The organism is Candidatus Pelagibacter giovannonii (assembly GCF_012276695.1).
GTDB classification, from domain to species: Bacteria; Pseudomonadota; Alphaproteobacteria; order Pelagibacterales; family Pelagibacteraceae; genus Pelagibacter; species Pelagibacter giovannonii.
This window is the reverse complement of the sequence record NZ_CP038852.1, coordinates 56,177-67,383: the sequence shown is the minus strand read 5'-3', so window position 1 is coordinate 67,383 and position 11,207 is coordinate 56,177. Positions and strand designations below refer to the sequence as shown.

Genomic DNA, 11,207 nt, shown 5'->3' with positions numbered 1-11,207 from the left:
AACCAGTTATAAAATCTTTCTAATTAATTTATTTAAGTTCTACTTTTGCGCCTGCTGCTTCTAACTTAGCCTTAAGCTCTTCAGCATCTTTTTTGTTTACACCAGATTTAACTTCTTTTGGTGCACCTTCAACTAAATCTTTTGCTTCTTTAAGGCCCAAAGATGTTGCTGCTCTAACTTCTTTAATAACATTAATTTTCTTTTCACCTGCCGAAATTAACATTACTGTGAAATCATCTTTAGCTTCTTCAGCTGCACCACCTGCCGCCGCCGCTGGTGCCGCTGCAGCCATAGCTGTAACGCCCCACTTTTCTTCAAGCTGTTTTGAAAGCTCAGCAGCCTCAACAACATTTAAACTTGATAAGTCTTCAATAATTTTATTTAGATCAGGCATATTTTTTTTTACTCTTTAGGTTATTTTTAAGAATTTTCTGGGCTCAAACTACTCATTTTTTTGGATCGTGCAAGTAAAATACTTACTAATTTTGACGCTGGTGTGGCTAAAATTCCTACAATGTTAGCTCTTGCCTCATCAAGTGTTGGTAAATTTGCTACATTTTGAACTGCAGCTTGGTCCAGTACTTCATTGCCCATAATTCCACCTAAAAGCTTCAAACTTTCGTTTGTTTTTGCAAATTTAGATAAAATTCTCGCTGATATTATTGCGTCATTAGAAAAAGCTACTGCAGTAGCTCCTGTAAATAGATTTGAAAGTTCCTTGCACTTAGTTTTTTCTAGTGCAATTTTAGTAATTCTATTTTTAGTTATAGTAAATTTAATACCATGCTCTCTCATTTCAGCTCTTAACTCATCAAGTTGTGACATAGTAAGACCTTGGTAGTGAGTTACCATTACAGCTTCATTATTTTGAAACTGAGCTTCCATTTCACTAATATATTTCGTTTTTTGTTCCTTATTCATCATAACTAAATAGATTTTCCTAATTTAACTTTGTACGAAACGCCCATACTTGACGTTATAAAAGTATTTTTAATTAATTCACCTTTTAAAGTTAGGTTTCCTTTTTCTTTTTCTAAAGTGTCTAAAATAGCATGGAAATTCTTAAGAAGTTGGTCGTCATGAAAAGATTTCTTACCAATACTTACACCAATATTTCCGTCTTTATCATTTCTAATTTCTGCTTGTCCAGATTTAGCATTTGTTACAGCTAGTTTAACATCTTCAGAAACAGAACCTAATTTTGGGTTAGGCATTAATCCTTTTGGACCTAAAACTTTTCCAAGCTTAGATAATTTAACCATCATTCCTGGTGTACAAATTAATTTTTCAAAATTAAGTTCACCTGCTTTAATTTTATCTATAAATTCATCACTACCAACTATATCAGCACCAGCATCTTTAGCTTCTTGTGCTTTAGTATCTTCGCAAACAACTGCTACTATAACTTTTTTACCAGTTCCACCAGGTAAGTTAACTACAGTTCTAATGTTTACTTCACCTTTTTTTTGTTTGTTGTTTACTTGAAAGCTTATATCAATTGATTCATCAAATTTTGTTGTACAATTTTTTTTAACAGATATTAACAAATTTTCAATTACATCAGCAGTTAAGTCTTTTGTTTTTTTTGGTAATTGTTTAAATCTTTTTGATGGCATTAGTCTTTAACCTCTATCCCCATTGATCTTGCAGATCCTGCAATAATTTTTACTGCTTGCTCAAGATCGTGAGCGTTAAGATCTTTCATCTTTTGTGCTGCAATTTCTTCTGCTTGTTTTTTTGTAATTGACCCAGCTATACTTCTGCCTGGCTCTTTTGATCCACTTTTAAGTTTAGCCGCCTCTTTTATAAAGTGTGACGCAGGTGGTGATTTAATTTCAAAATCAAATTTTTTGTCTTTATAAACTGTGATAACCACTGGAATTGGTTTTCCAGCAAATGCTTTTGTTTTATCGTTAAAAGCTTTACAAAATTCCATTATATTAATACCGCGTTGACCTAAAGCAGGACCAACTGGCGGGGCTGGATTAGCTTGTCCACCCATAATTTGTAATTTTATATATCCACTAATTTCTTTTGCCATTAACTTGCTTTCTCTACTTGGTTATATTCTAAATCAACTGGTGTTGGTCTTCCAAATATTGAAACAGAAACCTTAAGTCTTGATTTCTCTTCATCTATATCTTCAACCATACCGCTGAATGATGCAAAAGGACCGTCAACGACCTGAACTTTTTCACCAATGTTGTATTCTATACCAGATTTTGGCTGAGCTACACCATCTTTTATTTGACCTAAAATCTTTTCTATTTCTTTATCAGAAACAGGAACAGGGATGCCCTTTGAACCTAAAAATCCACTCACACGCTTTAAGTTTTTAATTAAATGATAAAGATCATTATCCATTTCACTTTTAATCAAAACATAACCTGGAAAGTATTTCTTTTTTCTCTGAATTCTCTTTCCTCTTTTTACTTCTGTTACATCGTGTGTTGGAACGACAATTTCTTCAATTTTATCAGAAATTTTTGCTTTTTCAGCTTCTTCCTTAATTAATCCAGCAACCTTATTTTCAAAATTTGAGTGAGATTGAACAATATACCAATTTTTCATTAAATACTTACCTTTAGTAAAGCTTCCAATAAAAATTTAAGCACTTGATCAAGAAGTAAAAAGAAAAGAGACATGATAACTGCCATAGCAAATACCATCAATGCGCCTTGCATTGTTTCTTTTCCAGTGGGCCAAGAAACTTTGAAGGCTTCTTGTTTAACTTCTTGGATAAATTTTATCGGATTCTTCATAATATACTGTTAAGCTTATTGGCAGGAGCGGAGGGAATCGAACCCTCAACCTCCGGTTTTGGAGACCGGCACTCTACCAATTGAGCTACACTCCTATAGAGTTTACTCTATAATTTTAGTTACTACTCCAGCTCCAACTGTTCTACCACCCTCACGAATAGCAAAGTTTAATTTTTCACTCATCGCAATTGGAGTAATTAATGTGACAGTGAATTTAGCATCATCACCAGGCATAACCATCTCAGTTCCTGCTGGTAATGTAACTTCTCCAGTTACATCGGTTGTTCTAAAGTAAAACTGAGGTCTATATTTAGTAAAGAAAGGGGTGTGTCTTCCACCCTCATCTTTTTTAAGTACATAGGCCTGAGCTTCAAATTTAGTATGTGGTGTAATTGAACCAGGCTTACAAAGAACTTGTCCTCTTTGAATATCATCTCGCTCAACACCTCTTAACAAAATACCAACGTTATCACCTGCTTCACCAGTATCTAGAAGTTTTCTGAACATTTCAACACCAGTACAAACTGATTTTTTAGTTTCAGTAACACCAACAATTTCAACTTCTTCCCCAGTTTTAATAACACCCGATTCAACTCTACCAGTAGCAACAGTTCCTCTACCCGAAATTGAAAAAACATCCTCAACAGGCATTAGAAAAGGTTTGTCAACATCTCTAGTTGGTTGAGGAATAAATTCATCAACAGCTTTCATTAATTCTAAGATAGAATTTTTTCCAATTTCTTCATCTCTACCTTCAACGGCAGCTAATGCAGAACCTTTAACGATAGGAGTTGTTTCACCAGGATATTTGTAAGAAGTTAAAAGTTCTCTAATTTCTTCCTCTACAAGTTCGATCATGTCTTTATCATCAACTTGGTCTACTTTATTTAAGTAAACTACAATTGAAGGAATACCAACTTGTCTTCCTAAAAGAATATGTTCTCTAGTTTGAGGCATAGGACCATCAGCAGCGTTAACTACCAAGATAGCGCCATCCATTTGAGCTGCACCCGTAATCATATTTTTTACATAGTCAGCGTGTCCTGGGCAATCAACATGTGCGTAGTGTCTTTTTTCAGTTTCGTACTCAACATGTGCAGTTGAAATTGTAATCCCTCTTTCTTTTTCTTCAGGGGCTTTATCAATCTGATCGTAAGCAACCGCTTTTGCTCCACCAGCTTCTGCTAATGTGATTGTGATAGCAGCCGTTAATGTTGTCTTACCGTGGTCGACATGACCAATTGTACCAATGTTACAGTGTGGTTTATTTCTTACGAACTTTTCTTTTGACATTACTTTTTTACCTCAGTTTTAGTTTTATTAATAATTTCTTTTTTTCTTGGAGCGGGTAAAGAGAATCGAACTCTTACATCCAGCTTGGAAGGCTAGCGTTCTACCATTGAACTACACCCGCACAACATCAAGAATAACACTCCATTGTCATAAAAAATTTTATTGAGTGGTGGAGGGGGAAAGATTCGAACTTTCGAAGACCGAAGTCAACGGGTTTACAGCCCGCCCCATTTGACCGCTCTGGAACCCCTCCTTTTTGGGGAAGTGTCCCCTTGTTCAATAAAGCTTCAAACAACATGCGTTTTATATATTTTTATTATGCAATTGCAACACGAGATTTACTGTGAAAATCGAGGAAAATACGTATAAAACAAAGATAATTTATGAATAAATCATCTTTTTTAATCGTTGGTCAACATGCTGTTATTGAGGCTTTAAGAAACCCAAAAAGAAAGGTTTTAAAAGTTTTTTTAACAGAAGAAAGTAAAAAAAATATTCACAGAAAAAACCCAAAGAAAAATGTTCTTGAGGACGTTAAGGTTTATTTTAAATCAAAAAAAGAATTAGATAAGTACACTTCTAAAGATCAAATTATGCACGGTGGGTACATTGCAGAAGTGGAACATATCGATCAACCCGACTTAAAAGAATTTATAAAAGGTAAAAATAAATTAACATTTGTTTGTATTGATGAAGTAACTGACCCAAGAAATATTGGATCATTAATTAGAAGCGCTTCTTCATTTCATATAGATGGATTAATAGTTAAAGAAAGACAATTCCCGTCTGATAGTAAACTTATGTATAAAGCCGCAAGTGGTTGCATGGAACATATGAACATTTTTGAGGTATCAAACATAAATTCTACACTTAAAAATTTAAGAGAAAAGAATTTTTGGGTTTATGGGTTTGACGCAAGAGGAGAAAAAGACTTTACAGATATTAAATGGGAAGGAAAAAATGTTCTTTTATTTGGATCTGAAGGTTTTGGTATGAGAGAACATACTGGAAAGTACACAGATTTTTTTGTTAAGATTGATATAAATGAAGATGTAGAAAGCTTAAATATCTCGAATAGTGCAGCGATTGTGTTCCATCATTTAAGTTATTTGAAAAAAAATTCTTGATTAGTTTAAGATTTCTTAATAGAAATCAGTTATGCCCTTGTAGCTCAGCTGGTAGAGCAATTGATTTGTAATCAATAGGTCCGCGGTTCGACTCCGTGCGGGGGCACCATCACTTAATTATTTGTAGTTTCTTTTCGTGCTTGTTCAATCTTTATTTTTTTATGAAGACTGTTATTTTTATCGTACAATAATTCAAAGCTAATTTTCTTATTAGCCTGAATTTTAATAATTTTTGCATTTCTAACTTCAAAATTATCTGCAACTGCACTAATGGGTCTTTTATTTGTATCTAAATTTCTTATTAAAATTTTAGATTTATCATTAACAATTGTACCTTTCCACCTTCTAGGTCTAAAGGGACTAATAGGTGTAACTGCTAATTTTCTTGAATCCAAATTCAAAATTGGGCCATGTGCAGATAAATTATAAGCTGTACTACCTGCTGGTGTTGAAACTAATACACCATCAGAGATTAGATTTTTAATAATATTTTTCTTATTAGCTGTAATAGAAATTGATGATGCCTGTTTGCTTTGTCTCAATATTGACACTTCATTAATAGCTATTGATTTTTTTATTTGGTTATTTTTATTAGTAACAGTCATTTGTAGAGGATAAATTTTTATACTGTTAGAAATATTCAAATTTTTAATAATATTTTCATTAGAAAATTTATTCATCAAAAAACCATAGTTACCAGAATTAATTCCATAGAAAGGTTTTTTATATTTGTGTAATTTTTTTAAAGTTTGAAGCATGAAACCATCTCCACCTAAAACAATTATTATGTTGGATTTTTTTAAGGATGTAATGTTAACTTTTTTAATTAGAATTGGTTTAATCTTTAAGGAAGCCTTAGTTTTATCAAATACTAAATATACCTTATCTCTCATTTTGTGGTGCCCTCGGCCAGACTCGAACTGGCACTCCAAAAAGGCACGGATTTTAAGTCCGTTGTGTCTACCAATTTCACCACGAGGGCATGTACTATTTTCATTTGTTTAACTGTTTTTATTTATAACTCAACTTCTTTTTGTTAACAAATCATATCAATATTTTAATTAAGCTTTTAATGCTTTTTTAAGAATATGATTATCTAAATTACAATCTTTATAACCTCTCTTTATAATATTTAAATATCGTTCTGTTGGATATGAAAATAAAGTTTTTTTAGTCATTGTATAGGTCATTACTTTCTTTCCATAATATGTAAAATAATATTTTTTATATAGAACTGGATAATCTTCATAAACATCTAATTTTTTTTCATCACTTTTAGATATTTCAAATAAAGCTCCTGGAACAATTGAGTTTTTTTTAAGTTCTATATCAGCAGCTCTATATTTGCTTCTAAAGGTTAATTTAAAATTAGTTAAATTTATTTTTTTTAAAAAAACACTATCTTTGCATCTTCTTTTCATTTGAAAATGATTTAGATTGCTTCCATAAGCGAAATAAAGCATTTAACTATCTAACTACTACTTCTATTTTTTTTTGATTAACAAACTCTAAAATTTCAGAACTGCACTTATCAATTTTAAGTTGGTCTTCAGATCGTATTACTATTGAGACACCTAATTTACCTGCATGAAAAAAAGGGTAGCTTCCAATTTCAACATCTTTATTATCATCCTGCACATTAGTTAAAGAGTTTGCAATTTCACTTTCGACAGTTTTTAAGCTTATCGTATGGCTTAATATCGGATCTCCTCCTACAATTTTATCTTTTAACCCACCTAACATTGATTTTAAAATTGAAGGAACTCCTGGTAAGCAAAAAACATTTTCAACACTAAATCCTGGTGCACCACTTGTTGGATTTAATATTAAGTCAGCATTACGTGGCATCCATACCATTTTTTGTCTACCCTCATTAAACTCACCTACTTTGTAATAAGCTTCTAGTATTTTAAAGGCTTCTTTATGAATTTCATACTCAAGGTTAAATGCTTTCGAGATAGATTGAGCAGTAATATCATCGTGGGTTGGGCCTATACCGCCAGTAGTAAACACATAATTATTAGCTTTTCTTAAATGATTAACAGTCTCAACAATTGTATTTTCAATATCCGGTATAACCCTTACCTCATTTACTTTTACACCAATTGAATTCAACCATTGAGCAATTGTACTAGTATTAGTGTCTTGTGTTCTTCCTGAGAGAATTTCATTACCAATGATAAGTATTGCGGCATTAAATTTTGTATTTTGGTTCATTATTAAATATATAATTTAAATATGAAATTTACCCAAGCTTTAATTAAAGGCAAACTTATCAAACGATATAAGAGATTTTTTACAGACGTTAAAATTAGTAAGGAAATTGTTACGGCACATTGCCCTAATACTGGGTCTATGAAAGGTTTATTGGATGAAGGAAATGAGGTTTATGTATCTAAAAATGACGACCCTAAAAGAAAGTTAAAATATACTCTTGAAATAATTAAAGTTAAAAAAAATTTAGTAGGTGTTAATACCCATTTTGCAAACAAAATTGCCTTCCATGGTTTATCAAATAATCTAATTAAAGAAGTTGCAAACAATGACAGTATTAAGCCTGAGGTATTTTTTGATAAAGAAACACGGTTTGATTTTTTAGTTGAAAAAAATAAACAAAAAATATTTGTAGAAGTTAAAAATGTTACTTTATTTAGAGAAGAAAAAACTGCAGAATTTCCAGATGCAGTTACTGCTAGAGGTTCAAAACATTTAAAAACTCTTATAGAAGCAGTTAAAAAAGGTTATAAATCCTATCTATTATTCTTAGTCCAAATAGAAGGTGTGGAAAATTTTAAAATAGCAAAAGACATTGATAAAGAATATTATGAAAATTATTTACTTGCAAAAAAAGCTGGAGTTATTTTTTTAGCTTATCAATGTAAAATAAGTTCAAAAGAAATTAAAATAGATAAAAAGATTAAAATTATTAATGCCTGATTATTTAGAAAAATTTGAAAAGATGAGAGTTGCTGGAAATCTTGCAGCAAGAACTCTTGATATGCTTACAGATAATATTAAGCCAGGTGTGACTACTGAATTTATAGATAAATTAGGTTATGAATTTATAAGAGACAATGGTGCCTACTCAGCTCCATTATTTTATAGAGGTTTTAAAAAATCATTATGCACCTCTTTAAACCATGTTGTTTGTCATGGTATACCTTCTGATAGAATTTTAGTTGAAGGTGACGCTTTAAATGTTGATGTGACAGCTATAGTTGATGAACATTATGGTGATACAAGTCGAATGTTTTGTATTGGAAAAACTCCTGTTAAAGTTAACAACTTAATTGATGCTACATACGAGTCGATGATGAGAGCAATAAATTTACTTAAACCAGGATTAAGATTAGGTGATATTGGATATGAAATACAATCTTTTGTAGAAAAAAAAGGTTACTCAGTTGTTAGAGATTTTTGTGGTCACGGAATAAGCACAACATTTCACGAACCACCAAATGTTTTACATTATGGAAGAAGAAACACAGGGTTGGAGCTTAGACCAGGCATGACTTTTACAATTGAGCCAATGATAAATACAGGTGAATGGGATGTAAAAATGCTTAAAGATGGTTGGACAGCAGTTACAAAAGATAAATCTTTATCAGCACAATTTGAGCATACATTGGGTATTACTGAAAATGGTTATGAAATCTTTACAGAATCTGTTAAAGGTTATTCTAAGCCCCCTTACTTATAATTAATGATTGAAAGATATTCTAGAAAACAGCTTACTGACATATGGTCAGAAGAAAATAAATACCAAATTTGGCTTGATGTAGAAGTTGCAGCAGCTGAGGCTATGGAAAAATTAGGTCAAATTCCTAAAGGTGTTGCATCAATTGTTAAAAAAAAAGCTAAAATAAACGTTAAAAGAATTCACCAAATAGAGAGTAAAGTTAAGCATGATGTAATAGCATTTTTAACCTCAGTTACTGAAAAAGTGGGGATTAAAGCAAGATACCTTCATCAAGGTATGACCTCTTCTGATGTTCTAGATACCAGTTTAAATATTCAATTAGTTCAATCAGGTAAAATTCTACTTAGTGATATCGATCAAATTCTAAAGGTTTTAAAGAAACAAGCCAAAAAATATAAATACACTCCTTGTATGGGTAGAAGTCATGGAATTCATGCTGAACCTATAACTTTTGGTTTAAAATTAGCTTCATTTTATGAAGAATTTAAAAGAAATAGAAAAAGATTAGTTGATGCAATTGATGAAATATCGACATGTGCAATTTCTGGTGCTGTTGGAACATTTGCAAATATCAATCCTAACGTTGAAAAACATGTTGCAAAAAAACTTGGTTTAAAAGTTGAACCTATATCAACTCAAGTAATACCAAGGGATAGACATGCCTTTTATTTCTCAATCCTTGGAATTATTGCAGGCTCTGTTGAAAGAGTTGCAATTGAAATTAGACATTTACAAAGAACAGAAGTTTATGAGGTGCAAGAATTTTTTTCAAAAGACCAAAAAGGTTCATCTGCAATGCCTCATAAAAAAAATCCAATACTAAGTGAAAATTTAACCGGTCTTGCAAGAATGGTTCGAAGTGCCGTTATCCCTGCCCTAGAAAATATTGCACTATGGCACGAAAGAGATATTTCTCATTCAAGTGTAGAAAGAAATATTGGTCCAGATGCTAATATAACTTTAGATTTTGCCTTAGTTAGACTTAGTAATATTTTAGATAAAATGATTGTCTATCCAAAAAAAATGGTTGAAAATTTAAATATAACTAAAGGTTTAATTTTTTCACAAGAAGTAATGTTAGAGTTAACAAAATCAGGATTAAGTAGAGAGCAATCTTATAAAATGGTTCAAAACTATGCAAAAAAATGTTTTGCAGAAAACTTAAATTTATTTGACGTTATTTCAGGTGATGAATTCATAATGGCTAAAATCTCTTCAAAAAGGTTGAAGGCTATATTCAATTATTCATCACACTTTAAAAATGTAGACTTAATCTTTAGAAGAGTTTTTAAATAATGAAAAAAGGTAAAAAATTATACGAAGGTAAGGCTAAGATAATTTATGCAACGTCTGATAAAAATTTAGTCATCCAATATTTTAAAGATGATGCAACAGCTTTTAATAACTTAAAAAAATCAACTATTGAAGGTAAAGGTGTTTTAAATAATAGAATATCAGAACATATTTTATCAAACCTAACTCAAATTGGGATTAAAAATCATTTAGTTAAAAGATTAAATATGAGAGAGCAGATTATTAAATTGGTAGAGATTATTCCAATTGAGTTTATTGTTCGTAATGTTGCAACAGGTTCTATTACTAAAAGACTTGGTATTGAAGATGGAACAATTTTAAAGCAACCTTTATTAGAATATTGTCTAAAAGATGATGATTTAGGGGACCCACTTATTGCAGAAGAGCATATTTTGGCTTTTGATTGGGCTACAAAATCTGAATTAGAAAAAGTTAAAAAAATGATTTTAAGAATAAATGACTTTATGATTGGAATGTTCAGAGGTGTTGGAATTAAACTAATTGATTTCAAGCTTGAGTTTGGGAGACTTAAAGAAAATGAAAAAAATGAGGTTATTTTAGCTGATGAAATTAGCCCTGATACTTGTAGATTATGGGACAGCATTACGGATAAAAAACTAGATAAAGACAGGTTTCGTAAAGACTTGGGTGATTTAATTCCAGCTTATACTGAAGTTGCTAAAAGACTTGGTATATTACACGAACAATCAAACTTAAGTTCTGTCAATGTAACTAAATTAAGATCAATTAAAAAAAGAAAATAATATGAAAATATCTGTAGTTATAACTCTTAAGAAAGATGTTTTAGATCCACAGGGTAAAGTCATTCACCAAACTTTAGATGGTATGGGATTTGAAGGTATCAATGAAGTAAGACAAGGAAAATATTTTGAAATTGATACAAAAGAAAATGATAAAAAAAAAGCTGAAGCAAAGGTTGAAGAAATGTGTAAAAAGCTTTTAGCCAATTTAGTAATTGAAGACTTTAAAATTATTGGATCACAATAATAA

General features: G+C 31.2%; 16 protein-coding genes and 5 tRNA genes. 7 read left to right on the top strand and 14 right to left on the bottom strand.

The genetic code is table 11. From position 1 onward, the window contains the following. Positions 1–28: 28 nt before the first annotated feature. From rplL to E5R92_RS00370, 10 genes are all read right to left on the bottom strand, one after another. A complete protein-coding gene (gene rplL, locus E5R92_RS00415) occupies positions 29–394 on the bottom strand; it encodes a 50S ribosomal protein L7/L12 (RefSeq protein WP_168606160.1) in 366 nt (121 codons plus the stop codon). A gap of 26 nt (positions 395–420) precedes the next feature. Further along, on the bottom strand, positions 421–921 hold the full coding sequence (gene rplJ / locus E5R92_RS00410) for a 50S ribosomal protein L10 (protein ID WP_168607456.1): 501 nt from the start codon (positions 919–921) through the stop codon (positions 421–423). 5 nt (positions 922–926) lie between these two features. Beyond that, complete coding sequence (gene rplA, locus E5R92_RS00405) at positions 927–1,616, bottom strand: 50S ribosomal protein L1 (protein ID WP_168606159.1); 690 nt, start codon at positions 1,614–1,616, stop codon at positions 927–929. Further along, positions 1,616–2,041: a 50S ribosomal protein L11 gene (rplK, locus tag E5R92_RS00400; RefSeq protein ID WP_168606158.1), complete on the bottom strand. Its 426-nt coding sequence runs from the start codon at positions 2,039–2,041 to the stop codon at positions 1,616–1,618. Before rplK ends, rplA begins: the two co-directional genes overlap by 1 nt. Continuing rightward, positions 2,041–2,571, bottom strand: coding sequence for a transcription termination/antitermination protein NusG (nusG, locus tag E5R92_RS00395; RefSeq protein ID WP_168606157.1), 531 nt, complete (start codon positions 2,569–2,571; stop codon positions 2,041–2,043). The genes rplK and nusG overlap by 1 nt, the downstream gene beginning before the upstream one ends. After that, a complete protein-coding gene (gene secE / locus E5R92_RS00390; protein ID WP_006996799.1) occupies positions 2,571–2,762 on the bottom strand; it encodes a preprotein translocase subunit SecE in 192 nt (63 codons plus the stop codon). Before secE ends, nusG begins: the two co-directional genes overlap by 1 nt. A gap of 19 nt (positions 2,763–2,781) precedes the next feature. Beyond that, positions 2,782–2,857: transfer RNA gene (locus tag E5R92_RS00385), tRNA-Trp, on the bottom strand. Positions 2,858–2,864: 7 nt separating this feature from the next. Next, positions 2,865–4,055 (bottom strand): elongation factor Tu, encoded by a 1,191-nt coding sequence (gene tuf, locus E5R92_RS00380; protein ID WP_168606156.1) that lies wholly within the window; start codon positions 4,053–4,055, stop codon positions 2,865–2,867. 47 nt (positions 4,056–4,102) lie between these two features. Further along, positions 4,103–4,176: transfer RNA gene (locus tag E5R92_RS00375), tRNA-Gly, on the bottom strand. A gap of 46 nt (positions 4,177–4,222) precedes the next feature. Continuing rightward, positions 4,223–4,308, bottom strand: a tRNA-Tyr gene (locus E5R92_RS00370). A 130-nt stretch (positions 4,309–4,438) separates the two neighbouring features. Between E5R92_RS00370 and rlmB the strand changes: the two genes are divergently transcribed. Then, positions 4,439–5,182 carry a 23S rRNA (guanosine(2251)-2'-O)-methyltransferase RlmB gene (gene rlmB / locus E5R92_RS00365; RefSeq protein WP_168606155.1) on the top strand — a complete coding sequence of 248 codons (744 nt, stop codon included), beginning with the start codon at positions 4,439–4,441 and terminating at the stop codon, positions 5,180–5,182. A gap of 33 nt (positions 5,183–5,215) precedes the next feature. Next, a tRNA-Thr gene (locus tag E5R92_RS00360) sits at positions 5,216–5,291 on the top strand. A gap of 4 nt (positions 5,292–5,295) precedes the next feature. On the opposite strand, the gene E5R92_RS00355 is transcribed toward E5R92_RS00360, so the two are convergent. The 4 genes from E5R92_RS00355 to E5R92_RS00340 form a co-directional block, all read right to left on the bottom strand. After that, positions 5,296–6,075 (bottom strand): NAD kinase, encoded by a 780-nt coding sequence (locus tag E5R92_RS00355; protein WP_168606154.1) that lies wholly within the window; start codon positions 6,073–6,075, stop codon positions 5,296–5,298. 4 nt (positions 6,076–6,079) lie between these two features. Next, a tRNA-Leu gene (locus E5R92_RS00350) sits at positions 6,080–6,164 on the bottom strand. A 79-nt stretch (positions 6,165–6,243) separates the two neighbouring features. Then, the gene (locus tag E5R92_RS00345) at positions 6,244–6,645 is read right to left on the bottom strand and encodes a gamma-glutamylcyclotransferase family protein (RefSeq protein ID WP_168606153.1); all 402 of its coding nucleotides are present in this window, start codon (positions 6,643–6,645) and stop codon (positions 6,244–6,246) included. A gap of 4 nt (positions 6,646–6,649) precedes the next feature. Next, positions 6,650–7,399, bottom strand: a complete 750-nt coding sequence (locus tag E5R92_RS00340) for a competence/damage-inducible protein A (protein ID WP_168606152.1) — start codon at positions 7,397–7,399, stop codon at positions 6,650–6,652. A gap of 21 nt (positions 7,400–7,420) precedes the next feature. Here E5R92_RS00340 and sfsA point away from each other — a divergent pair, with 21 nt between their 5' ends. Genes sfsA through purS form a run of 5 tightly spaced genes read left to right on the top strand, consistent with a single transcriptional unit; the run spans position 7,421 to position 11,204 of the window. Beyond that, complete coding sequence (sfsA, locus tag E5R92_RS00335) at positions 7,421–8,119, top strand: DNA/RNA nuclease SfsA (protein WP_168606151.1); 699 nt, start codon at positions 7,421–7,423, stop codon at positions 8,117–8,119. After that, on the top strand, positions 8,112–8,882 hold the full coding sequence (gene map / locus E5R92_RS00330; protein ID WP_168606150.1) for a type I methionyl aminopeptidase: 771 nt from the start codon (positions 8,112–8,114) through the stop codon (positions 8,880–8,882). Before sfsA ends, map begins: the two co-directional genes overlap by 8 nt. 3 nt (positions 8,883–8,885) lie before the next feature. After that, positions 8,886–10,178, top strand: coding sequence for an adenylosuccinate lyase (purB, locus tag E5R92_RS00325; RefSeq protein WP_168606149.1), 1,293 nt, complete (start codon positions 8,886–8,888; stop codon positions 10,176–10,178). Beyond that, positions 10,178–10,960, top strand: coding sequence for a phosphoribosylaminoimidazolesuccinocarboxamide synthase (gene purC, locus E5R92_RS00320; protein ID WP_168606148.1), 783 nt, complete (start codon positions 10,178–10,180; stop codon positions 10,958–10,960). Before purB ends, purC begins: the two co-directional genes overlap by 1 nt. 1 nt (position 10,961) lies before the next feature. Beyond that, entirely contained in the window at positions 10,962–11,204 is a 243-nt protein-coding gene (gene purS / locus E5R92_RS00315) for a phosphoribosylformylglycinamidine synthase subunit PurS (protein ID WP_168606147.1), read from the top strand. Positions 11,205–11,207 lie beyond the last annotated feature (3 nt).

Bases quoted from the DNA above. Each gene is read 5' to 3' on its own strand.
- rplA (WP_168606159.1), bottom strand. From the start codon at position 1,616: ATGCCATCAAAAAGATTTAAACAATTACCAAAAAAAACAAAAGACTTA.
- purS (WP_168606147.1), top strand. From the start codon at position 10,962: ATGAAAATATCTGTAGTTATAACTCTTAAGAAAGATGTTTTAGATCCA.
- purB (WP_168606149.1), top strand. From the start codon at position 8,886: ATGATTGAAAGATATTCTAGAAAACAGCTTACTGACATATGGTCAGAA.
- sfsA (WP_168606151.1), top strand. From the start codon at position 7,421: ATGAAATTTACCCAAGCTTTAATTAAAGGCAAACTTATCAAACGATAT.
- rplK (WP_168606158.1), bottom strand. From the start codon at position 2,041: ATGGCAAAAGAAATTAGTGGATATATAAAATTACAAATTATGGGTGGA.
- rplL (WP_168606160.1), bottom strand. From the start codon at position 394: ATGCCTGATCTAAATAAAATTATTGAAGACTTATCAAGTTTAAATGTT.
- E5R92_RS00345 (WP_168606153.1), bottom strand. From the start codon at position 6,645: ATGCTTTATTTCGCTTATGGAAGCAATCTAAATCATTTTCAAATGAAA.
- secE (WP_006996799.1), bottom strand. From the start codon at position 2,762: ATGAAGAATCCGATAAAATTTATCCAAGAAGTTAAACAAGAAGCCTTC.
- nusG (WP_168606157.1), bottom strand. From the start codon at position 2,571: ATGAAAAATTGGTATATTGTTCAATCTCACTCAAATTTTGAAAATAAG.
- purC (WP_168606148.1), top strand. From the start codon at position 10,178: ATGAAAAAAGGTAAAAAATTATACGAAGGTAAGGCTAAGATAATTTAT.
- map (WP_168606150.1), top strand. From the start codon at position 8,112: ATGCCTGATTATTTAGAAAAATTTGAAAAGATGAGAGTTGCTGGAAAT.
- rplJ (WP_168607456.1), bottom strand. From the start codon at position 921: ATGAATAAGGAACAAAAAACGAAATATATTAGTGAAATGGAAGCTCAG.
- E5R92_RS00340 (WP_168606152.1), bottom strand. From the start codon at position 7,399: ATGAACCAAAATACAAAATTTAATGCCGCAATACTTATCATTGGTAAT.
- rlmB (WP_168606155.1), top strand. From the start codon at position 4,439: ATGAATAAATCATCTTTTTTAATCGTTGGTCAACATGCTGTTATTGAG.
- E5R92_RS00355 (WP_168606154.1), bottom strand. From the start codon at position 6,075: ATGAGAGATAAGGTATATTTAGTATTTGATAAAACTAAGGCTTCCTTA.
- tuf (WP_168606156.1), bottom strand. From the start codon at position 4,055: ATGTCAAAAGAAAAGTTCGTAAGAAATAAACCACACTGTAACATTGGT.